Source organism: Pseudomonas sp. 51_B, assembly GCF_017491595.1.
Taxonomy (GTDB): Bacteria; Pseudomonadota; Gammaproteobacteria; order Pseudomonadales; family Pseudomonadaceae; genus Aquipseudomonas; species Aquipseudomonas promysalinigenes.
Window position 1 is genome coordinate 430077 of record NZ_JAFGYW010000001.1, and the last position, 21131, is coordinate 451207.

The window sequence follows — 21131 nt, forward strand, 5'->3', positions numbered from 1 at the left end:
GTTCAGAAGCCGACCCACTTGTGGGTCGGCTTTTTTGTTGCCTGATCGCCAGCAAGAAACCTAAAGACCCGACCAGGCCTTACACCTGAACGGGTCGCGAACGTAGAGCGTATCACTGCAACTCAGGAGGGATGCTCGAGACCATAGGCGCCCCACCCTGATTGTTGACCGGAACGGCAATTTCCACTGGCATGCCATCTTCTGCGGCAACCACGTCACGCACCATGTCCCAATTCATACGCAGGTTGTTGGCCAAGTCTTCACGCTTGAGCAAGGCATTGATAACGGCCGTGTGCTTGTCGACCACAGATGGGTTGCCCTTATCATCCAATGGCGTGTGCGCTTCGAGATAAACCTTGCCGGCACTGATGCCGAACTTGTAGGGCTCGTTGATAATGCGCACTGGCGTACCCACCGGCACCATTTTCGACAGTTCCAGTACGTTATTGTTGAACATGCGGAAGCAGCCATGGCTGGTACGCATGCCGATACCAAACTTCTTGTTCGAACCATGGATCAGGTAGCCCGGTACACCTAGGGTGAACTTGAAGGGCCCTAGCGGGTTGTCAGGGCCGGCAGGCACCACGGTGGGCAGAATGTCGCCATCAGCGGCATGCTCGGCACGAATCGAGGCCGGAGGCGTCCAGGTCGGATTCGGAGTCTTTGCGATGATCTTGGTCAACGCGATTGGCGAGCCCCAGCCTTCGCGACCGATACCCAGCGGATAGGTATGCACCACGTTCTGCCCTTTCGGGAAGTAGTACATACGATACTCGGCCAGATTGATGACGATGCCTTCACGCGGCCCAGGCGGCAGGATGAAGCGGGTAGGCAGAATGATCTCGGTGCCTGCGCCAGGCAGCCATGGGTCGACACCCGGATTGGCGGCGATCATCTCGAGGTAGCCAAGGTCGTTGGCGGTCCCGATGTCCGCAAATGTATCCTCGTACTTGGCCTTGATGGTCTGGACTTGGCCAACGACGTCTTCACCCGGTGGTGGCAGTGGCAGTTCCAGCGCAACAGCGGGGACCGCTACCAGCAGGGCGGCCAGGGACAGGCAACGGGTGACGGCGGGAAAGCGCGGCAACATCCGGTAAATCCTTCGAAAGGTAATCAAGAGGCACGATTGTACACCCGCCTCGCTGCAAGCGGGAGGCGCTGGCGCCTTGCAAGCGTTTCGAATGATGAAAGGTGTGGTCAGTGACGCCTAGCCGTTCAACTCACAACTCTGGCCACACCGGCCGCATGCCACGGCGCTGGGCATCGAGGATGGCCCGGCAAAGATCGCAAAGACGCCCGTCACGGTAAATGCTGCGAGGCACCCCAGACCACCGTGGTTGGGCAGGAAGCAAGCCACCGCACAAGGTGCGGTCGACCGGCACTCCAAGCTCGAGCTGACGAGCCACGAGGTGAACACGAACTTCCTGGCAAGCGAACAGGTCAAGCTGCTCATCTGGCTCGATCAGTTGATAGGCGAACAGGGACCAGGCAGGACGCGGCATCGGGGGCTCTCGAAACAGGGGGCGCAACATTAGCCGAAAGCCGCCCCCGTTTAAAGCGTCACAGCAAGGGTTTTATCACCGGCCAGGCATTTTCCAGCAAGCGCTGCTGGGCCACTTGCGCCGGATGGATGCCGTCTGCCTGCATCATGCCCGGCACACCGCCCACCCCTTCGAGGAAGAATGGCACCAGGGCCACCTGCTCTTGCGTTGCCAGTTGCTGATACACGTTGGCAAACGCGGTGTTGTAACGCACGCCGTAGTTTGGGGGCAGGCGCATACCCAGCAACACCACCTTGGCACCCGCCTGACGGGCACTTTCGATCATTGAGGCAAGATTTTGTTGCAATTGCTCTGGAGGCTGCCCACGCAAGCCATCGTTGCCACCCAGCTCTAGCACCACGAGGTTAGGCTTGTGGGCTGCAAGCAGCGCCGGCAGCCGCGCCTGACCACCTGCGCTGGTGTCGCCACTGATCGAGGCATTGATCACCTGATCGTCGAAACCTTCAGCCTTGAGCCGGGTCTGCAACAAAGAGACCCAACCCTGGCGGATATCCAGGCCAGCGCCGGCGCTTATACTGTCGCCGACGACCAGCAATGTTCCCGCCGCCGCGCTTTGGCCCAGGCAATACAGAGCCAAGCCGGCACTCAACCACCACATTCGCATTGGATTCTCCATGGGCCCCAGTATTCTCGTTGCTCAGAACCTTAGCAAAGTGGTACCCAGCGCGGAAGGTGATCTGACCATTCTGCATGCCTTGTCCCTGACCCTTGCCAAGGGTGACAGCCTGGCCATTGTCGGCGCCTCGGGTTCGGGCAAATCGACTTTGCTCGGCCTGCTGGCCGGCCTGGACCGGCCCAGTGCCGGGCAGGTGATCCTGGCTGGGCAAGACCTCGGCCCCCTGGACGAGGACCAGCGCGCCAGGGTGCGGGCCGAGCATGTAGGCTTCGTTTTCCAGTCGTTCCAATTGCTAGACAGCCTCAACGCTTTGGAGAATGTGATGCTGCCCTTGGAGCTTGACGGCCGGCGCGATGCCCGCGACCACGCGCGCACCTTGCTGGAGCGGGTGGGCCTTGGTCAGCGCCTGACCCACACTCCACGGCAACTTTCCGGCGGCGAACAGCAACGGGTCGCCATCGCCCGTGCGTTTGCAGCACAACCGGCCGTGCTGTTCGCCGACGAGCCCACGGGCAACCTCGACAGCCATACGGGAGAGCGCATCAGCGATCTATTGTTCGAATTGAACAAGGAACGCGGCACCACACTGGTACTGGTCACCCATGACGAGCGCCTGGCCAGGCGTTGCCGACGCCAGATACGCCTGGAGGCGGGCCACTTGGTAACGCCGGTGGAGGCCTGATGAAGCATATGCCCTTACCCCGTCTGTGTGGCCTGGCCTTTCGCCAGCTGTTGCGCGACGTCCGCGCCAGCGAGGTCCGGGTGCTGTTTTTCGCCCTGGTGGTAGCAGTCGCCGCCAGTACCGCCATCGGCTATTTCGGCGCTCGCCTCAATGGCGCGATGCAATTGCGCGCCAGCGAGTTTCTTGGCGCCGACCTGGTACTGCAAGGCAGTGCTCCTGCCAATGACGTGCAGCTCAGCGCTGGGCAGGCATTGGGCTTGCGCCACGCCCAGGTCGTGGAATTCACCAGTGTGGTAGGTGGCGATGCCGGTATTCAGCTTTCGAGTATCAAGGCAGCCGACGGCGCCTATCCACTGCGCGGCCAGCTGCGCAGCGCTGGCGCCCCATACGCCGAGGAGTCAGCAGGCGGCGGCCCAGCACCCGGTGAAGCCTGGGTCGAGCCACGTCTGCTGGCGGCGCTGGGGCTCAAGATCGGCGACAGCATTGACGTCGGTATGAAAACTTTAAGCATCAGCCGGGTCCTGACCTACGAACCGGATCGTGCCAACAACTTCTACAGCCTCACGCCGCGGCTGATGATGAACCTGGCAGACTTGCAGGCCACTGGGGTTATTCAGCCTGGCAGCCGGGTTACCTATCGCGAACTCTGGCGCGGTGATGCACAAGCGCTTGCGCAATACCGCCAGGTGGTGGAGCCAAACCTGGCGGCCAGCCAGCGCTTGCTCGACACACGCGACGGCAACCGGCAAATCGGCGGAGCTTTGGGCAAGGCCGAGCGGTACCTGAACATGGCCAGCCTGGTTGCCGTGCTGCTGGCGGGCGTTGCAGTGGCGCTTTCAGCCAGCCGCTATGCAGCGCGCCGCCTGGACGCCAGCGCCTTGTTGCGCTGCTTGGGGCTGTCGCGGCATCAGGCACTGGGGCTGTATTGCCTGCAGTTGGCGATTCTTGGCCTGATAGCCGCATTAGCCGGTGCTGTCCTGGGCTGGCTTGCGCAACTGGGCTTATTCCGCCTGTTGCACGGCCTGCTGCCCAGCGTAGTGCCAGCAGGGGGCGCACTTCCGGCCGTGGCGGGCATCGCCACCGGCCTTGTAGCCCTGGCCGGTTTTGCCTTACCGCCACTGGCGGCGCTCGGGCAGGTGCCACCTCTGCGGGTACTGCGCCGTGACCTGCTCCCGGTCCCACCCAGCAGTTGGTTAGTGTATGGTGCAGCGCTGCTCGCCTTGGGGTTGATCATGTGGCGTCTTAGCCTTGATCTGCTGCTAACCTTCGCCCTGCTAGGGGGCGGTCTGATCGCGGCGTTGCTGCTTGGGGGCCTGCTCTTGCTTGGCTTGCGAAGCCTGCGCAGGGCGCTTGGCGGAGCACCGCTGACCTGGCGTCTGGGCTTAGGCCAGTTGCTACGCCACCCCACCGCAGCCGCCGGGCAAGCTCTGGCCTTTGGCCTGATCCTGCTGGCCATGGCGCTCGTTGCGCTGCTGCGGGCAGAACTGCTCGACACCTGGCAGGCGCAGTTGCCCAAAGACGCGCCCAATTACTTTGCCCTGAATATCCTGCCCGCCGACCGTGAACCCTTCGCCCAACACCTGCGTGAGGTCAACGCCAGTTCGGCGCCGCTGTATCCGGTGACGCCAGGCAGGCTCATTCTGATCAACGATCAACCCGTGCAACAGATCGTCAGCAAGGAGTCCGCGGGCGAGCGGGCGGTACAACGCGATCTCAGCCTGACTTGGGCGGCCGACCTGCCCGCAGGCAATAGCTTGAGCGCGGGCAACTGGTGGGGAGCACTGCCGGTGGGTGATGAAATCCCTGGGGTATCGGTCGAGGCCGAGCTGGCCAACAGCCTCAAGCTGAAACTGGACGACCTGCTGACCTTCGATATAGGCGGCGAACAACGCCTGGCACGGGTCACTAGCCTTCGTAGCGTCCATTGGGACAGCTTTCAGCCAAACTTCTACATGATTTTCCAGCCTGGCACCCTGCAGGGCCTGCCCACTACTTACCTGACCAGCTTCTACCTGGCCGCCGGCCATGATCTGGACGTTGTCGCACTGTCCCGGGCCTTCCCGGCCGTGACCATACTGCAAGTCGACGCCCTTCTGGAGCAGCTGCGCAGCATCTTGGCCCAGGTGACCCTGGCCGTCGAATATGTATTGCTGTTCGTGCTCGCAGCAGGGCTTGCAGTCCTGTTCGCGGGTTTGCAGGCAACCCTGGATGAGCGGATTCGCCAGGGCGCCCTACTCCGCGCCTTGGGGGCTTCGCGGCCGTTACTGGTCAGGGCTCGGCGCATTGAGTTCGGCGTGCTGGGTGCCGCCAGTGGCACGTTAGCGGCGCTCGGCTGCGAACTGATCACGCTGGTGCTGTACCGTTATGCGTTCGACCTGCAATGGAGCCCGCACCTGTGGCTGCTGGCGCTGCCATTGCTTGGGGCAATATTGGTGGGCGGAGCAGGCACGCTTGGAACACGCAGGGCGCTCAATGCCAGCCCCCTGGCAGTGCTGCGTGAAACTTGAAAACTCTAGACTGCTGCAAACCTGAGGCGCACGCCCTGGCCTCAGGCGCGCTCATGAGGACTGAACTGATTGCCGATAGCGGATGTTATTGACATACCACGTGGCTGGGCCGGTCGGCGTATTCACTACCACCTCATCGCCCTCCTCCTTCTTGAGCAACGCGCGGGCCATGGGCGAGTCGATCGAAATATAGTCGTTGCGACCATAAATCTCGTCGTACCCCACGATACGAAAACTCATGGCCTCGCCATCATCATTCTCGATCTCGACCCAGGCGCCGAAAAATACCTTGCCCTCCTGCTCAGGCGAGTAAGCGACAACCTTGACATCTTCCAGCCGCTTGCGCAGATAACGGACCCGACGATCGATCTCGCGCAGCAGCTTCTTGTTGTACTGGTAGTCGGCGTTCTCGCTGCGATCCCCCAACGATGCAGCCCATGCGACCTTCTGGGTGATTTCAGGCCGATACACCCGCCACAGATGATCCAGCTCCTGTTTCAGGGCCGCGTGGCCTTCTGTAGTGATGATATTGGTGCTCAACGGCGCGCTCCTCAGCGTCGGGTGATCAGTCCTTGGCGGGCAATGCGAGTCAGCTGGCCAATAATATGGGCGGCCTCTTCGCGGGCGGGCGCTTGGATCACAGCGAGATCGAAGCGGTCACTGCCGAACTGCTCAAGCCGGCACGCATCATCGGTGAACTGAATCAGAAACGCCCGGGCTTGCCCTTTACGACGAGACAAGCCTTCCAGATGGCGCAGAAGGGTGGGCTGATGCTGGCCACCGAGCAGAATGCGCGGTGTACGAGTAGCCTGATGGGCAGGCAAAGGGCTCAGACAGACACTGGTACGTGGGCAACTCATGGAGATTCTCTCCGCCTCGCAAATCCCGCTGGGCAGCGGTGGGAGGCGTCACCGAACCAGCGCTTTAGCGGTATTTCGGAAGAGCCGGGGGCCGATCCTGCGCCCCGCAAGTAGCTGTTTAAATCGGCGCAGGCGGTATGCTAGAGCGACTAGCCGCCGGCTGCAAGCCCCATGGTGAAACAGAACAGACCTGTCAGCGGCTGACCACGCGCTCAAGCGCTCTACGTTCGCGGTTAAACGCCAGGAAATACTTGTTGACACTATTGACGAAGTTGACCGGTCCCATGCCCACCTGCTCCATGGCGATGCGCTCGGTCTGGAAAAACCACTGGTTGCCATTGAGGCCCCGTTTGCGAGCTTCGGCACGCATGGCCTGAACCCGCTCCGGGCCAAGATTGTAGGCTGCCAGTACGAACGCCATGCGCTCGCGTTCGTTGATGTGCGGGCTGGAGAAGAACTTTCTGCGGATCAACGCCAGGTAGCGAGCACTGGCCTGGACATTGCCATCCACCGTGCCTGTGTTGCTGACTCCCACCCGTTGCGCCGCCGACGGGGTGATCTGCATCAACCCATGCGCCCCACCGCTGCCACGCGCTGCTGGGTTGAGCGTGGATTCCTTGAAGGCGAGCGCGGCCAAGTTCAGCCAGTCGATTTGCTGGGCCTGGCCGTGCTTCTGCAGCACCGGACGCAGTGCACTGAGCCGTTGACGGTCTTTGTGCGCCAAGGGGTTATGAACGCGGTATTGGCGCCGGTAGATCCGCTCGAAGGCGGCATCCTGGTTTTCCGGAGCACGATAGCCCTGAAGAAAACGGTCCACTGTAGCCAGCAGCATCGTCGCATCACGCCGCACATACCAGCGCATGGCTTGCGCCTGGCCCAACTGCACCCGGTTATCCAGGCGCAGCTTTGGCATGACTCTGGCCCACCGCCGGGCGATCGGGCCCTCCACTACGGTCAGGGGATAGATACCGGCCTGGACCATTTCCAGAACATCTTCCACCGCCAATGTGGAATCGACCCACTCAATCCTGATCGGCGCCCGTTTCCGCAGCGCCAGTTGTTGATTGAGCTGCTGAATCACCGCACCTGCAGCGCTGGCACTGGTCAACGCCACAGTACGCCCGGACAACTGCTCGGCGCGAGTGTAGCTGCGCTGGCCCTTGCGCCCGACCAGCAGCAGCGGCACTTGATCGACCACGGGCGCACTGCGGTTCACCCCGCCTGTCACTGCAGGGTCGAGCAATTCGCCAGGTGCAGCCAGGTCGCCCTCGCCGCGCTGCAGGGCTCCTAGCAGTTGTTCCTTGGCTCGCGGGATGATTTTCAAGCGGATCTGCTGGCCATCACCGGCCCGAGCATTGAGAAAATGCTCCAACCCGCGTAGACGGTAATACTCGATACCCACCGGCTCGCCCTTGACCTCCCCAGAACTGTTGCGGCTCTGGTTGACGAGCACCCGCAACACCTTAGTGGCACGAATCTGCTGCAGGTCACGGGCCGGGTTAACCGGCACGCTCTGCTGCGGCCCTGGGAGCCGCGCGTAGACCGGGCCTGCAGTGGTCAACCCAAGCCCTAGCATCAGCAGCAGGATCAGCAGCGAGCGCAACATGCAGATCTTGTCCGAGGTCGATGGGCGATAGCCATGGTGGGATACGTAATCATAAGAAATGACCGTAAAAGACCCTCGCAAATGCCTGAAGTTCTGAGTTTTTTACCGAATATCATGCTTTTTGCTATGCTGGCCGCCCCGCGGCACGAGGTAGCACCATGCAATTGATCGATATCGGCGTCAACCTGACCAACAGCAGTTTCCACGACCAGCAGGCGGCCGTCGTCGAGCGCGCCATCGAAGCCGGCGTGATGCAGATGGTGCTCACTGGCACCAGCCTGCAGGTCAGCGAGCAGGCGCTGCAGCTTTGCCAGGAGCTTGACGGCGACGCCCAGCACTTGTTCGCCACCGCCGGGGTACATCCGCACGACGCCCAGTCCTGGGACGGCAACAGCGAGCGCCGATTACGCCAGCTTTTAGGGGAGGCACGCGTGCGTGCCGTCGGCGAATGCGGGCTGGATTTCAATCGTGATTTCTCTCCCCGCCCTCTGCAGGAAAAGGCTCTAGAAGCCCAGTTGGCGCTAGCGGCCGAACTGCGCTTGCCAGTATTTCTGCACGAGCGTGATGCCAGCGACCGCCTGCTGGCCATTCTCAAGGATTATCGGGACCATCTGCCCGCTGCAGTGGTGCACTGCTTTACTGGCGAACGTGAGGCGTTGTTCGCTTACTTGGACATGGACCTGCACATCGGCATCACCGGTTGGATCTGTGACGAGCGCCGCGGCACTCACCTGCATGCATTGGTGGGCAACATTGCCCAAGGGCGCCTGATGCTGGAAAGCGATGCACCTTACCTGTTGCCACGCAGCCTGCGGCCTAAACCGAAAAACGGTCGCAACGAGCCGGCGTTCCTGCCAGAGGTGTTACGAGAGGTGGCGTTGCATCGCAACGAGAGCCTGGAACACTGCGCCAGCCACACCAGCGCGACGGCCAAAGCTTTCTTCAAGCTTCCTTGATGCAGGTCATGACCTGATCCGATGTTGACGGGCACAATACTGGCACCTTGCCAATATTGTTCCCGCTCAACTCAGAGAAGACCTACCCATGGGTGCCTGGCTTAGCAATATTTCCCTGAAATACAAATTCTGGGCCGTCAACGCAGTGGCCTTCGTTACCACCTTGTTGCTGGTACTGTATGCCGTGCACCTGGAGCAGCGCTCACGCGCCGACGCTGCCCAGGCTCAGGCGCAAGCGCAAGCGCAATTGCTGGCCGCCTGGCCTGCCGGTCAATCCCTGCCCCCCCTGGCCAACATGATCTCCTGGCAACCAGGCCAAACGCCTACCTATGGCGGCGAACCCCTCCAACCACTGGCCAATGGTCAAGGCTGGGTAACATTGCCGGCAGCTTGGGTGCTCGGCGACAACCCAGTGCGCGGCGCTCAGGTGCTGCGCCGTGGCGACCAGCAACTGGCCGTGCTGGCCGCAGCACCCAGCCTGCGCCAAGTGTTTCTCGAGCGTTTCAGCAACTACGCGATCTGCGTGCTCATTTTGATGCTGGCGATGCTTGCCGCCTCGCAGTTGTTGATCCGTTTCCTGCTCAGTCAGCTCAACACGCTCAAGGACGTGATGCTACACGTTGAAAAAACCGGAGATCTGTCAGCCCGTGTGCCACTGGCCAGCGGCGATGAGGTGGGCCAGATGGCAGGCGCGTTCAACGCCATGCAATGCACTTACCACCGCGTGGTCAGCACCGTCGCCCACACCGCCGCCCAGTTGGACTCCGGCGCTGCTCGCCTGGCCGCGAGCATGAGTGAGGTGCGCCACGGCATGCTGGGCCAGCAGAGCGAAACCGACCAGGCCGCCACGGCGATCAACGAAATGTCGGCCACCGTACACCATATTGCCCAGCATGCAGGCGCTACGCGCGATTTGTCGCAGACAGCCGACACCCTAGCCGGTGGCGGCAAGGAAGTGGTGAGCCGGGTACAGGATTCGATCTCCGGGCTCTCCAGCGGAGTCCAGCAAACCGCCGAAATGATCCGCCAGCTTGCCGACGACAGCCAGAAGATCAACAGCGTGGTCGGCGTCATTCACAGTATCGCCGAACAGACCAACCTACTGGCCCTCAATGCTGCTATCGAAGCCGCCCGGGCAGGTGACCTGGGCCGGGGCTTTGCCGTGGTTGCCGACGAGGTGCGCAACCTGGCCAAGCGTGTGCAAACGTCCACGGATGAAATCACCCTTATGGTCACCGACCTTCAAGCTGGCACCCGCGACGCGGTGGAGTTCATGCAGGAGAGCTCATACAAGGCCGACGACTGTGTTCGCCAGGCGCAGGAGGCCGGTGCTGCGCTGGCCGAGATCACCAGCGCGGTGGCACAGATGCGCGAAAGCAACACGCAGATTGCCGTCGCCGCCGAGCAGCAAAGCCAAGTGGCCGAGGAAATGAACCGCGCGGTGGTGAGCATCCGTGACGTGACCGAAGACACCGTGCAGCAGACGGTGGACTCGGCAACCACCAGCACCGAGTTAGCGACCCTGGCCAGTGAACTGAACAGGGCCATCGGCCAGCTGAAGCTATAGTCGCCATAGCCAGCTTCGATTGGCCCCGCTTGCTGGGTCGCACTAAGCTTTGGGCATGACCGTGAGGAACTGCCCATGAGCAAACGACTCCCCAATCTGCACGCCTGGCAATGGCGTGGCTACCATCACAATCACCGGCACCCGGCCAACCTGGTCTTGCACTTGATTGCCGTGCCGCTGTTCATACTGGGTGCGCTGCTTGTGCTGTCCGGCCTGTTCGCTCTCGACCTGGGGCAAATCGCCGTCGGGGTCATCGCTCTCATCGCGGGCTTGGGGCTGCAGCGCCACGGGCACCGCCTGGAAACCGAACAACCCGAGCCGTTCGCCAACCGTAAAGATGCGGTGCAGCGGTTACTCACCGAGCAGTTCATTACATTCCCACGTTTCGTGCTTAGCGGCGCTTGGTGGAAGGCTTGGCGGGAGCGGCACAAGCACAGGCGTTGAAGGTCAGGCAAATACCGTGACTGTCTGGCGGCTCAAGGCCAGCAATTGGCCTTGGGCTGTCCAAAGGGATGCCGCGGCATGCCCATAGCCATCGCGCGCATGCTCGGTTTCAACGTGGTAACGACACCAGTCAAGTGTGGAAAGCTCAGGTGTCGGTTGGATGAACTCTATGGTCCACGTCAAAGTGCTACCCGCAGCCGGTTGCTTCAACAGTGGCAAAACACTCGGTGGCCAAGCATCGACCAAAGCCAGCAAATGCGCTTCGTTGATCTGTTCTGGGGGCACATCGCGCAAGCGTACCCAACCGCCCATTTGCCGTGAGGCGTTGCCACTGAACGGCAAGCCGCCAATCGCCCAGCGCAAGGCTAGATGGCGCATGAATTCTGGGGTTACACCCTTGATATAGGGCAGCTCTGGGGCCGACTCTTCCAGTGGCTTCATTGCAATGGCAGGTGCAGCAGGTACGTCGACTACCGAAGCCCGGCCAGCACCGAAATTGCCCTGCACCAGCGTCACAACCTGGCCGTTCTGCACTGCACGGCCCAGCAGCGTACTAACCGCCTTACCCTCGCGCAGCACCTCGACCTCGAAACGAATGGGCACGTCGGGGGCCGCTGGGCCGACGAAACTGATGGCCAACGAGCGCACTGGGCGCCCATCGGTGATCATCACGCGCATGCGCTCGTACACCAACGCTGCCATCAGACCACCGAACACGGCACGCCCCTGGGCCCATTCAGGCGCAATACTGAGCGCATCGGAGGTGTCCCGCACCGCATCGAGCAGTTGATTGAAGTTCATCGGCCGGCTCCTGGCTATTGCGTATGGTCCGCCAATACTAGCCAGCAAACTTCGACCAATCAGCCCGTATATCGGTCATTTGCCGGGCTTAAAGCGCTTGAGCGCCGATTGCAGGGCGCCCAGCGTCACATCGGCCCTGCGCTCAGCCTCGTGCAACTCTTGCTCCCAGTCACTGGCGCACGGCGCCAAATCAGCGTGCTCATTGGCCTGCAACAGCCATTGCAAGCGGTCATGCCAGTCGCCAAGGTCGCCCTGGGCCTTCTTCAACAGGCGCCGAAGTGGCTTACCGGCGTGATTGAGCTGCGGATAAGCCTCATCGCCATAGCGCGCGCGCTTGATCAGCAGCCGTACCCGATGGCGATCGTGCTCTGGGTCGCGCAGCGCCTTGAGCAGCTTGCGCCATTGCCTGACCAAGCGCTTGTCGATACGTTTCTCCAGCGACTTGGCCAACCCTTCGCGATCTGCCGCACGCAGAAACAACGGAAACGCATCGATGATCGCCAGCACCCGAGTCAACTGCGCGCTGGCAGCCACGTTGGCAAACGTTACAGAGCGGCCTTCCAGGCGACGTTGCCCTGCCTGGGCAAAGCCGCGCCGGCCAAGCTCGGCAGCCAACACTTCGCGATCGCGCAGCGGTGTGGTCAATTCACCCAGCGATTTGGCCGCCGCCTCCAGCTGCTCTACGCCTGGCAGCCCCCGCAGGGGCCGCAACAGACTGCGCAGGCGTCGCAGCGTGGTGCGCAGGTCATGCAGCGCCTCGCTGTCGGTATCGGCAGCCAGACGCTCACGACAGGCCAGCAAACGCACCTGCAAGGCCAGCACCTGAGCAATGACATGATCGAGCATGGCGGACATAGAGCGCTCCCTGATCAGCGCCCGGCGCGCGACTCACGAATATAGAACCGCGCCTTTTCGGCTTTGTTGGTGCAGTTTTCATAGCCCTCGAATTGTTGCTGGGTCTTGGCCCCAGTCAGCAATGACAGCGCCTTGGAATAGCTCACCGCACCGGCAAAGCCCTCTGCCTTGGCCAGGTCCAGTTCCTTCCATGCGGCATCGAGTTGGGTCGCGCAGCTGTCACGGTAGGCCGTCTTACCTGCGCAGCCCGCCAGGGCCAGGGCGATCAGAGGAAGGCAGATCCAGGCTTTCATCGGTATAACCTCGAAGATCAAAAGAGTGGTTTTTCGACGCCTGTGCAACTGAAAAGTGCCCGGCTCGCTATGCTCTGTGTAGCGTAGTTCAGCGCACAGTGGATTGATGCATAGACGGCGATCAGTGCATTGTAGGACCATGCTTGCACAAGCTGGGGAAAGCTCATGAGCAAACGCGTGGCGTTGGTACTGGGATCGGGGGGCGCTCGTGGTTATGCCCACATTGGCGTTATCGAAGAAATCGAACGGCGTGGCTACGACATCGCCTGCATCGCCGGCTGCTCGATGGGCGCAGTCATTGGTGGGATCTACGCCGCTGGCAAACTCGACGAATACCGTAACTGGATCGAAAGCCTGGACTACCTGGACGTGCTGCGCCTTGTCGATGTCAGCTTCCGCCTCGGGGCCATCCGCGGGGACAAGGTATTCGGGCAAATCCGCAAAATCGTCGGCGACATCAACATCGAGCAGCTGCGCATTCCCTACACGGCCGTAGCAGCCGACCTGACCAACCAACAGGAAATCTGGTTCCAGGAAGGTTGCCTGCATCAGGCCATGCGGGCTTCGGCGGCGATTCCCAGCCTGTTTACCCCAGTGATGCAGGGTAACCGCATGCTGGTCGACGGCGGCATCCTCAACCCCCTGCCAATCGTGCCGGTGGTCTCCAGCCACTGCGACCTGATCATTGCGGTCAACCTCAACGCCACCAACCAGAAGCAGTACCAATTGCCGGTGATCGAGCGGCCGCCAGCGTTCAAGATGCGCTTCGATGCGCTGCTCAGTTCATTAGGGTCACGCCTGCCGTTTCGCCGCAAACCTGCCGAAGAACTGATCCGCATCGAGAAGGAAATCGTCGCCGAAGGGCTGGCACCGCCCAACCCGTGGCTTGCCGATAGCGGCGCCCCGCAAGCACAGCAGCCTGCTGCGGCGCCGGAGCGCGAAGGTGCACCCAAGTCGGCGACCGGATCGTTCATCATCGACAACGTCGGACCTGCGTCGTTGCTTGACCTGATCAACCAGAGTTTCGAAGTGATGCAGACGTCACTGGCGCAGTACAAGATCGCCGGTTACCCGCCAGACGTGCTGATCAACGTGCCGAAACGGGTATGCCGTTTCTTCGAGTTCTACAAAGCGCCGGAATTGATCGCTCTGGGGCGGGAGATCGCGCGGGACACGCTGGATAACTACGAAGGCCAGAAACGCTAGCGGCTAGGCGGCGTTGGTCTATGCGTGACTGAACCTCTTCTTGCACCAATGAAACAGGCCGCTCGATGCGGCCTGTTTCATGATGCAAACACCACTCAGTAGCGGGTGATGTCGGCAGCGCTTTCGAGCTGCTTGCGGTAGGCCGCGAAGTCCTGCTGGCCAGCACGGGATGCGAGGTAACGGCGGATCTGCTGCTTCTCGTCATCGCTGGCGGCAGCGCCCTCGTTCACGCCTTTGAGCTGCAACACCACCAGGCTACCGTCGGCCAGGACCACATTGCCGTACACCGGCTTATCCTTGGCCTGCGGCTTGGCCAGGCGGAACAGTGCCTGCAGCTCGGCCGGATCGATACCGTCCTGGCTGCGGGTGACTGCCTCGTAGGTTTTCCACTGCTCGCCATCGTGGGCACCGGCGGCGGTGATCGAACCGTCGCGCAGACCTGCAATCAGCTTGTCGGCCTTGGCCTTGAGTTCGGCAGTTGCCTTCTCCTTGGCCAGATGCTCGCGAATGTTCTTGGCCACAGCGTCCAGCGGTAGCTGCTCTGGCTTGCGGTGCTCTTTGACCCGCAGCACCACGGTGGTTTCCGGGTCGAGCTCGATGGCGGTGCTGTTGGCACCTTCATCCATGACCTCCTCGGAGAACGCTGCCTGGATCACGCCACGGTTGGCAGTGATGCCCTCGCCGCCTTCACGACCGAACGGGGCCGAGGTGTGTACCTTCAGATTAAGGTCCTGGGCAGGCTGGGCCAGGTCGGACGCCTCGTACGCAGCATCCTGCAGCTGCTTGCTGGCATCGACGTAGCGCTGCTCGACCAGCGGTGTCTTCAGGTCGCGAGTCAGTTTGTCCTTGAGGCTGGCGAAGCTCGGCACCTCTGGCGCCTGCTTGCCAAGGAGCTTGATCAGGTGATACCCAAACTCGGTTCGCACCGGAGCCGATACCTGGCCGTCTTTGAGCTTGTACAGCGCGTCCTCGAACGCCGGGTCGTACACCCCTGGGCCGGCAAAGCCAAGGTCGCCACCATTACTGGCGGAGCCAGGGTCCTGGGAGAACTCCTTGGCCAGCTTGGCGAAGTCTTCGCCCTTGGCCAGGCGTTGCTCGATTTCATCGGCGCGGGCTTTGGCCTGGGCATCGCTGACCTTGTCGTTGACCTCGATGAGGATATGCGCGGCACGGCGCTGCTCGGCGAGGTTGGCGATTTCCTTCTCGTACTGCGCCTTGAGCTCTTCGTCGGTGACTTTGACCTGGTCGAAGAACGCCGACTTCTTCAGCTCGACGTAGTCGATCACGACCTGATCTGGCGTCATGAACTCTTTGGCGTGCTGGTCGTAGTGCGCCTTGACTTCTTCGTCGCTGACCTTGACCGCGGCCGGGTTGGCCTTGAAGGTCAGGGAGGCGAAGTCCCGGGTCTGGTTCTCCAGGCGGGCGAAGGCATCGACCTGCTGATCAGTGACGAAGCTGCTACCGGCAATACCGGTGCGCAGCTGGCCGATCAACATCTCTTCACCGAGCATTTCGCGGAACTGCATACGGCCATAGCCCATCTGGCGGATGACCTGGTCGAAGCGATCGGCACTGAACTTGCCATCAACTTGGAATTCCGGTGTCTGCAGGATGACTTGATCAAGCGCGGCATCCGAGAAGGCGAACTTGGCGTCTTCGGCACCCTGCAGCAGCAGTTTGCGATCGATGAGGCCCTTGAGGGCCGAGTCGCGCAGCAGCTTATCGTCCAGCAGTGCTGGGTCAAAGTCTTTGCCCAGCTGTTGCATCAGCTGGCGGCGCTGCATGTCAGTGGCCTGGCTCAGCTCGTTCTGGCTGATGGTTGAGCCGTTCACCTTGGCCGCATCCTGGCTGTGGGTGGCGGCTTTGAAAATGGCTTCGAAGCCGGTCAACGCCATCAATACGACGATCAGGCCGATGATGGTTTTGGCAATCCAACCTTGTGAATTGTCCCTGATATTTTGCAGCATGCGTCCCCCAGAAACGGCTGTACCACTGCGACGACAACCGCGGAGCGTGGGTAGAATCCTGATAAAAGAAAGGCGCATCCGAGGATGCGCCTTTTCTTAGCAAACGTGTCAGGCGGGAACGTTTGCGACCCGCCATCAGCGTGATCGGACCTGGCCAAGCCGGGCCCGGCTGAAAGAGACGACTTAGTTGACGGCGTCTTTCAGGCCCTTGCCTGCCTTGAAGCCTGGAACCTTGGCAGCGGCGATCTCGATAGCCTTACCGGTTTGCGGGTTACGGCCGGTGCGCGCAGCACGCTCTTTGACCGAGAAGGTACCGAAGCCAACCAGAACGACGTCGTCGCCGTCTTTCAGGGCGCCAGTCACGGAGTCGATCACAGCGTCCAGCGCTTTGCCGGCGGCGGCTTTGGAAATGTCTGCCGATGCAGCGATAGCGTCAATCAGTTCCGACTTGTTCACTCGAAGTCCCCTTATGTCTCTATTGAGTATGTTTCTAAGTATGTATTGAAAAGCTTATGAAACGTGCGCTGGGTGGCCTGTTGACAATAGCGTGCCGCTTTATAGCAAGGCCCCGAAAATACTGTCAAGGAAAGCCCCCCCGTTAAAAACTACTAATGCGTGCTGATTCTTTCCTTCGCATCGCCGTCGCGCTTGTCATCTTTGGCGACAATCTCCGGAGCCACATCTGGCAAGGGCTCCGGGGCGTATTGCAGCGCAATTTGCAGGACTTCGTCAATCCATTTGACCGGTTTGATCTGAAGATCCTGTTTGATATTTTCCGGAATTTCCTTCAGATCGCGAACGTTCTCCTCGGGAATGATCACCGTCTTGATCCCGCCGCGGTGAGCAGCCAGCAGTTTTTCCTTCAACCCGCCAATGGCCAGTACCTGACCACGCAGGGTGATCTCACCGGTCATGGCCACGTCGGCACGCACAGGAATTTGCGTCAGTGCAGAAACCAGAGCGGTGCACATCCCGATGCCTGCGCTCGGGCCATCCTTGGGCGTAGCACCTTCAGGCATGTGAATGTGCACGTCATGCTTCTCGTGAAAGTCCGCAGCAATCCCCAGGCTGCGGGCACGGCTACGCACGACGGTCTGCGCGGCGGTGATCGATTCGACCATCACATCGCCCAGTGAGCCAGTTTTGATCAACTGGCCCTTGCCTGGAATCACTACCGACTCGATGGTCAGCAGTTCGCCACCCACCTGCGTCCAGGCAAGGCCGGTAACCTGGCCAATCTGGTCCTGCTGCTCAGCCAGGCCATAGCGGAACTTGCGCACGCCGAGCAAGTGCTCGAGCTGATCGCTGGTCACCTTGACCTTGACCTGCTTCTGCCCGGTATGTTCCTTGACCACTTTGCGGCAGACCTTGGCGATCTGACGTTCAAGGCCCCGCACACCGGCTTCGCGGGTGTAGTAACGGATGATGTCGCGAATTGCCGAGACGTCGATGCTCAGCTCTTCGGCCTTCAGACCATTGGCCTTGACTTGCTTGGGCGTCAGGTACTTGACCGCGATGTTGATCTTCTCATCCTCCGTGTAGCCCGGCAGGCGGATGATTTCCATACGGTCGAGCAGCGCCGGCGGGATGTTCATCGAGTTGGAGGTGCACAGGAACATCACGTCCGAGAGGTCGTAATCGACTTCCAGATAGTGGTCGTTGAAGTTGTGGTTCTGCTCGGGGTCAAGCACTTCCAGCAGCGCCGATGCCGGGTCGCCACGCATGTCGCTGCCCATTTTGTCGATCTCGTCGAGCAGGAACAGCGGGTTGCGTACGCCCACTTTGGTCATCTTCTGAATCAGACGGCCAGGCATGGAGCCGATGTAAGTTCGCCGGTGGCCACGAATTTCGGCCTCGTCCCGCACGCCACCCAAGGCCATGCGCACGAACTTGCGATTGGTTGCGGCAGCGATCGACTCGGCCAGCGATGTCTTACCGACACCGGGCGGGCCGACCAGGCACAACACAGGACCGCGAATCTTCTTCACTCGCTTTTGCACGGCGAGGTATTCGAGGATACGTTCCTTGACCTCTTCCAGGCCGTAGTGGTCGGCGTCGAGGATCTCTTCGGCCTTGCTCAAGTCAAGGCGCACCTTGCTTTGGGCCTTCCAAGGCACCTGAACGAGCCAGTCCAGGTACGACCGGACGACGGTCGCCTCGGCCGACATCGGAGACATCTGCTTGAGCTTGTTGAGCTCGGCCTGGGCCTTGGCCAAGGCATCCTTGGGCAAGCCTGCGGATTCGATGCGCTTTTTCAGCTCTTCGACTTCGTTGTGGCCTTCATCGCCATCGCCAAGCTCCTTCTGAATGGCCTTCATCTGCTCATTCAGATAGTACTCGCGCTGGCTGCGCTCCATTTGTTTCTTGACCCGGCCACGGATGCGTTTTTCGACCTGCAACAGATCAATTTCGGCATCCAGCAGAGCCAACACATGCTCGACACGGGTCGGCAGGTCGACAATCTCGAGAATTTCCTGCTTCTGCTCGATCTTGAGCGCCATGTGCGCAGCCATGGTGTCGACCAGACGACCAGGCTCTTCGATGCTATTGAGCGACGACAGCACTTCTGCTGGGACTTTCTTGCCCAGTTGCACGTATTGCTCGAACTGCGACAGCAACGTGCGCACGAAGACTTCCGACTCGCGCTCGGCGGCATCGGCTTCATCGATCAGGGAAACTTCGGCACGAATGTGCCCTTCTACCTCGTTGAACCGCTCAACTGTACCGCGCTGCTCGCCTTCGACCAGCACCTTGACGGTACCATCGGGCAGTTTGAGCAGTTGCAATACGGTCGCGACGGTACCGACTCGATACAGAGCGTCTTCGCCTGGATCGTCATCAGCCGGGTTCTTCTGGGCCAACAGCAGTATCTGTTTTTCGCCCGTCATCGCGGCTTCGAGGGCTTCGATAGACTTCTCACGCCCCACGAACAGTGGGATAACCATGTGCGGATAGACGACAACATCGCGCAATGGCAAAAGAGGCAAGTCGAGGGTGGTCTTCATGATTTCGCCTCTACAGCGGCCTTATGGCCGGAAACCGGTGGAAATGATGCTTGGACCTAATGTGGGGGCAGGCTTGGGAAATTACAAGCGCTAGGGCAGGAAAAGCAGAAAGGGGCCCGTAGGCCCCTTTCACGTTTGCTGCCAGCACACGGCGTTGACCTGGACTCAGGCGTCCGGTGCGGCCTTGGCTTGCGGCTCGCTGCTCTCGTAGATCATCAGCGGTTGGGAGGTGCCTTCGATGACGCTCTCGTCGATCACTACCTTGCTGACATCCTTCTGCGAAGGAATTTCGTACATGGTGTCGAGCAACACGCCTTCGAGGATCGAACGCAGGCCACGAGCGCCAGTTTTACGCTCCAGAGCCCTGCGCGCGACGGCCTTAAGCGCGTCGGTGCGGAACTCGAGGTCCACGCTCTCCATCTCGAACAGCTTGGCATACTGCTTGGTCAGTGCGTTCTTCGGCTCGGTCAGGATCTGCATCAGTGCCGCCTCATCCAACTCGTCGAGGGTCGCCAGCACCGGCAGGCGGCCGACGAACTCGGGGATAAGGCCAAACTTGACTAGGTCGTCCGGCTCGACTTCGCGCAGCGATTCACCGACTTTCTTGCCCTCTTCCTTGCTGCGTACTTCGGCGCCAAAACCGATACCACCTTTGGTGGAGCGATTCTGAATAACCTTTTCCAGGCCAGAGAAGGCGCCACCGCAGATGAACAGGATGTTGCGAGTATCAACTTGCAAAAATTCCTGTTGCGGATGCTTGCGGCCGCCCTGAGGCGGAACCGAAGCGACAGTGCCTTCGATCAGCTTCAGCAGCGCCTGCTGCACGCCCTCACCCGAGACGTCACGGGTGATGGACGGGTTGTCCGACTTGCGCGAGATCTTGTCGATCTCGTCGATGTAGACGATGCCCATTTGGGCTTTTTCTACGTCGTAGTCGCACTTTTGCAGCAGTTTCTGAATAATGTTCTCAACGTCCTCACCCACATAACCGGCTTCGGTCAGGGTGGTGGCGTCGGCAATGGTGAACGGTACGTTCAACAGGCGTGCAAGGGTTTCGGCGAGCAGGGTCTTGCCCGAGCCGGTAGGCCCGATCAGCAGGATGTTGCTCTTGCCAAGTTCGACTTCGTCGCCCTTTTTGTCACGCTGGTTCAGGCGCTTGTAGTGGTTGTACACCGCTACCGACAGCACCTTCTTAGCGCGTTCCTGACCAATCACATACTGGTCGAGGATACCGCTGATTTCTTTCGGCGAAGGCAATTTGTGCGCGCTGCTCTCGGCCTGGGCTTCCTGCACCTCCTCACGGATGATGTCGTTGCACAGGTCGACGCACTCGTCGCAGATAAATACCGAGGGCCCGGCAATCAGTTTGCGCACTTCGTGCTGGCTTTTGCCGCAGAAGGAGCAATAAAGCAATTTGCCGCTGTCCTCGCCGTTACGGGTGTCAGTCATTCGATCGATCCAATCCGGTAGGCTTGCAACACAAGATGAAGGCAATTGCGGGCTTTTTCAAGTCCGCAGGTGGGCGCTCTATGCACCCACCTGCTCTGGCGCCTGGGATCAGGACGCCAGCTGCCGCTTGTCGTAAACCGAGTCGATCAAGCCGTACTCGGCCGCGCGCGAGGCGCTCATGAAATTGTCACGCTCGGTATCACGCTTGATGGTCTCCAGATCCTGGCCAGTGTGATAGGCCAGCAGCTCGTTCAGGCGTGCCTTGATATTGAGGATTTCCTGGGCGTGAATCTCGATATCGGTGGCCTGGCCCTGGAACCCGCCCAGCGGCTGGTGAATCATCACGCGCGAGTTGGGCAGGCAGTGACGCTTGCCTTTGGCACCTGCGGCCAAGAGGAATGCACCCATGCTGCAGGCCTGGCCGATGCAGATGGTCGAGACGTCTGGCTTGATGAATTGCATGGTGTCGTAGATTGACATGCCTGCAGTCACCGAACCACCCGGCGAGTTGATGTAAAGATGGATATCCTTGTCAGGGTTTTCCGCTTCGAGGAACAGCATCTGCGCCACCACCAGGTTGGCCATGTAATCCTCTACCGGGCCAACCAGGAAGATCACTCGCTCCTTCAACAGGCGCGAGTAGATGTCATAGGCACGTTCGCCACGGGCGGACTGCTCGATAACCATCGGGACCAGGCCGCCTGCGGCCTGGATGTCAGAGCTCTGCTGAATATAAGAATTGCGGGACATGTCCT

The 21131-nt window shown here is 60.6% G+C and carries 20 protein-coding genes; 6 read left to right on the plus strand and 14 right to left on the minus strand.

Annotation, left to right across the window (positions count from 1 at the left end):
- Positions 1 to 112: 112 nt before the first annotated feature.
- The 3 genes from J5M56_RS01940 to J5M56_RS01950 all read right to left on the minus strand — a co-directional run bounded on the left by J5M56_RS01940 (position 113) and on the right by J5M56_RS01950 (position 2166).
- Positions 113 to 1090, minus strand: a complete 978-nt coding sequence (locus J5M56_RS01940; RefSeq protein ID WP_207869341.1) for a L,D-transpeptidase family protein — start codon at positions 1088 to 1090, stop codon at positions 113 to 115.
- A 130-nt stretch (positions 1091 to 1220) separates the two neighbouring features.
- Positions 1221 to 1502 (minus strand): hypothetical protein, encoded by a 282-nt coding sequence (locus J5M56_RS01945; RefSeq protein ID WP_060476779.1) that lies wholly within the window; start codon positions 1500 to 1502, stop codon positions 1221 to 1223.
- A 58-nt stretch (positions 1503 to 1560) separates the two neighbouring features.
- A complete protein-coding gene (locus J5M56_RS01950) occupies positions 1561 to 2166 on the minus strand; it encodes an arylesterase (protein WP_060476778.1) in 606 nt (201 codons plus the stop codon).
- Positions 2167 to 2176: 10 nt separating this feature from the next.
- Between J5M56_RS01950 and J5M56_RS01955 the strand changes: the two genes are divergently transcribed.
- Positions 2177 to 2860, plus strand: a complete 684-nt coding sequence (locus J5M56_RS01955; protein WP_207869343.1) for an ABC transporter ATP-binding protein — start codon at positions 2177 to 2179, stop codon at positions 2858 to 2860.
- Positions 2860 to 5367 carry an FtsX-like permease family protein gene (locus tag J5M56_RS01960; protein ID WP_207869345.1) on the plus strand — a complete coding sequence of 836 codons (2508 nt, stop codon included), beginning with the start codon at positions 2860 to 2862 and terminating at the stop codon, positions 5365 to 5367. The genes J5M56_RS01955 and J5M56_RS01960 overlap by 1 nt, the downstream gene beginning before the upstream one ends.
- Before the next feature lie 51 nt (positions 5368 to 5418).
- Here J5M56_RS01960 and greB read toward each other — a convergent pair whose 3' ends face one another.
- From greB to J5M56_RS01975, 3 genes are all read right to left on the minus strand, one after another.
- Positions 5419 to 5907 (minus strand): transcription elongation factor GreB, encoded by a 489-nt coding sequence (greB, locus tag J5M56_RS01965; RefSeq protein ID WP_207869347.1) that lies wholly within the window; start codon positions 5905 to 5907, stop codon positions 5419 to 5421.
- Between the two features lie 11 nt (positions 5908 to 5918).
- Complete coding sequence (locus J5M56_RS01970; RefSeq protein ID WP_207869349.1) at positions 5919 to 6227, minus strand: hypothetical protein; 309 nt, start codon at positions 6225 to 6227, stop codon at positions 5919 to 5921.
- Positions 6228 to 6420: 193 nt separating this feature from the next.
- The gene (locus tag J5M56_RS01975; protein WP_186476769.1) at positions 6421 to 7833 is read right to left on the minus strand and encodes a transglycosylase SLT domain-containing protein; all 1413 of its coding nucleotides are present in this window, start codon (positions 7831 to 7833) and stop codon (positions 6421 to 6423) included.
- 158 nt (positions 7834 to 7991) lie between these two features.
- Between J5M56_RS01975 and J5M56_RS01980 the strand changes: the two genes are divergently transcribed.
- The 3 genes from J5M56_RS01980 (at position 7992) to J5M56_RS01990 (ending at position 10800) form a co-directional block, all read left to right on the plus strand.
- Positions 7992 to 8789, plus strand: coding sequence for a TatD family hydrolase (locus J5M56_RS01980; RefSeq protein ID WP_207869352.1), 798 nt, complete (start codon positions 7992 to 7994; stop codon positions 8787 to 8789).
- Positions 8790 to 8877: 88 nt separating this feature from the next.
- Positions 8878 to 10356, plus strand: coding sequence for a methyl-accepting chemotaxis protein (locus tag J5M56_RS01985; RefSeq protein WP_207869354.1), 1479 nt, complete (start codon positions 8878 to 8880; stop codon positions 10354 to 10356).
- Between the two features lie 75 nt (positions 10357 to 10431).
- A complete protein-coding gene (locus J5M56_RS01990) occupies positions 10432 to 10800 on the plus strand; it encodes an Mpo1-like protein (RefSeq protein ID WP_060476770.1) in 369 nt (122 codons plus the stop codon).
- A 3-nt stretch (positions 10801 to 10803) separates the two neighbouring features.
- Here J5M56_RS01990 and J5M56_RS01995 read toward each other — a convergent pair whose 3' ends face one another.
- The 3 genes from J5M56_RS01995 to J5M56_RS02005 all read right to left on the minus strand — a co-directional run bounded on the left by J5M56_RS01995 (position 10804) and on the right by J5M56_RS02005 (position 12749).
- The gene (locus J5M56_RS01995; RefSeq protein WP_060476769.1) at positions 10804 to 11601 is read right to left on the minus strand and encodes a thioesterase family protein; all 798 of its coding nucleotides are present in this window, start codon (positions 11599 to 11601) and stop codon (positions 10804 to 10806) included.
- Between the two features lie 75 nt (positions 11602 to 11676).
- Positions 11677 to 12456: a CHAD domain-containing protein gene (locus J5M56_RS02000; protein WP_207869356.1), complete on the minus strand. Its 780-nt coding sequence runs from the start codon at positions 12454 to 12456 to the stop codon at positions 11677 to 11679.
- A gap of 14 nt (positions 12457 to 12470) precedes the next feature.
- A complete protein-coding gene (locus J5M56_RS02005) occupies positions 12471 to 12749 on the minus strand; it encodes a hypothetical protein (protein ID WP_060476767.1) in 279 nt (92 codons plus the stop codon).
- Positions 12750 to 12914: 165 nt separating this feature from the next.
- Between J5M56_RS02005 and J5M56_RS02010 the strand changes: the two genes are divergently transcribed.
- Positions 12915 to 13955, plus strand: a complete 1041-nt coding sequence (locus J5M56_RS02010; protein WP_060476766.1) for a patatin-like phospholipase family protein — start codon at positions 12915 to 12917, stop codon at positions 13953 to 13955.
- Between the two features lie 95 nt (positions 13956 to 14050).
- Here J5M56_RS02010 and J5M56_RS02015 read toward each other — a convergent pair whose 3' ends face one another.
- The 5 genes from J5M56_RS02015 to clpP form a co-directional block, all read right to left on the minus strand.
- Entirely contained in the window at positions 14051 to 15922 is a 1872-nt protein-coding gene (locus J5M56_RS02015) for a SurA N-terminal domain-containing protein (RefSeq protein ID WP_207869359.1), read from the minus strand.
- 183 nt (positions 15923 to 16105) lie between these two features.
- Positions 16106 to 16378 carry a nucleoid-associated protein HU-beta gene (gene hupB / locus J5M56_RS02020; RefSeq protein ID WP_060476764.1) on the minus strand — a complete coding sequence of 91 codons (273 nt, stop codon included), beginning with the start codon at positions 16376 to 16378 and terminating at the stop codon, positions 16106 to 16108.
- Positions 16379 to 16530: 152 nt separating this feature from the next.
- On the minus strand, positions 16531 to 18927 hold the full coding sequence (gene lon / locus J5M56_RS02025) for an endopeptidase La (RefSeq protein ID WP_060476763.1): 2397 nt from the start codon (positions 18925 to 18927) through the stop codon (positions 16531 to 16533).
- Between the two features lie 165 nt (positions 18928 to 19092).
- Positions 19093 to 20376, minus strand: coding sequence for an ATP-dependent Clp protease ATP-binding subunit ClpX (gene clpX, locus J5M56_RS02030; protein WP_186476764.1), 1284 nt, complete (start codon positions 20374 to 20376; stop codon positions 19093 to 19095).
- A gap of 108 nt (positions 20377 to 20484) precedes the next feature.
- Positions 20485 to 21126, minus strand: a complete 642-nt coding sequence (gene clpP, locus J5M56_RS02035) for an ATP-dependent Clp endopeptidase proteolytic subunit ClpP (RefSeq protein WP_009683825.1) — start codon at positions 21124 to 21126, stop codon at positions 20485 to 20487.
- Positions 21127 to 21131: the final 5 nt, after the last annotated feature.

Bases quoted from the DNA above. Each gene is read 5' to 3' on its own strand.
- clpP (WP_009683825.1), bottom strand. From the start codon at position 21,126: ATGTCCCGCAATTCTTATATTCAGCAGAGCTCTGACATCCAGGCCGCA.
- J5M56_RS01975 (WP_186476769.1), bottom strand. From the start codon at position 7,833: ATGTTGCGCTCGCTGCTGATCCTGCTGCTGATGCTAGGGCTTGGGTTG.
- J5M56_RS01980 (WP_207869352.1), top strand. From the start codon at position 7,992: ATGCAATTGATCGATATCGGCGTCAACCTGACCAACAGCAGTTTCCAC.
- clpX (WP_186476764.1), bottom strand. From the start codon at position 20,376: ATGACTGACACCCGTAACGGCGAGGACAGCGGCAAATTGCTTTATTGC.
- J5M56_RS01995 (WP_060476769.1), bottom strand. From the start codon at position 11,601: ATGAACTTCAATCAACTGCTCGATGCGGTGCGGGACACCTCCGATGCG.
- J5M56_RS01945 (WP_060476779.1), bottom strand. From the start codon at position 1,502: ATGCCGCGTCCTGCCTGGTCCCTGTTCGCCTATCAACTGATCGAGCCA.
- J5M56_RS01970 (WP_207869349.1), bottom strand. From the start codon at position 6,227: ATGAGTTGCCCACGTACCAGTGTCTGTCTGAGCCCTTTGCCTGCCCAT.
- lon (WP_060476763.1), bottom strand. From the start codon at position 18,927: ATGAAGACCACCCTCGACTTGCCTCTTTTGCCATTGCGCGATGTTGTC.
- J5M56_RS01955 (WP_207869343.1), top strand. From the start codon at position 2,177: ATGGGCCCCAGTATTCTCGTTGCTCAGAACCTTAGCAAAGTGGTACCC.
- J5M56_RS01990 (WP_060476770.1), top strand. From the start codon at position 10,432: ATGAGCAAACGACTCCCCAATCTGCACGCCTGGCAATGGCGTGGCTAC.
- J5M56_RS02005 (WP_060476767.1), bottom strand. From the start codon at position 12,749: ATGAAAGCCTGGATCTGCCTTCCTCTGATCGCCCTGGCCCTGGCGGGC.
- J5M56_RS02015 (WP_207869359.1), bottom strand. From the start codon at position 15,922: ATGCTGCAAAATATCAGGGACAATTCACAAGGTTGGATTGCCAAAACC.
- J5M56_RS02000 (WP_207869356.1), bottom strand. From the start codon at position 12,456: ATGTCCGCCATGCTCGATCATGTCATTGCTCAGGTGCTGGCCTTGCAG.
- J5M56_RS01950 (WP_060476778.1), bottom strand. From the start codon at position 2,166: ATGCGAATGTGGTGGTTGAGTGCCGGCTTGGCTCTGTATTGCCTGGGC.
- J5M56_RS01940 (WP_207869341.1), bottom strand. From the start codon at position 1,090: ATGTTGCCGCGCTTTCCCGCCGTCACCCGTTGCCTGTCCCTGGCCGCC.
- J5M56_RS01960 (WP_207869345.1), top strand. From the start codon at position 2,860: ATGAAGCATATGCCCTTACCCCGTCTGTGTGGCCTGGCCTTTCGCCAG.
- J5M56_RS01985 (WP_207869354.1), top strand. From the start codon at position 8,878: ATGGGTGCCTGGCTTAGCAATATTTCCCTGAAATACAAATTCTGGGCC.
- J5M56_RS02010 (WP_060476766.1), top strand. From the start codon at position 12,915: ATGAGCAAACGCGTGGCGTTGGTACTGGGATCGGGGGGCGCTCGTGGT.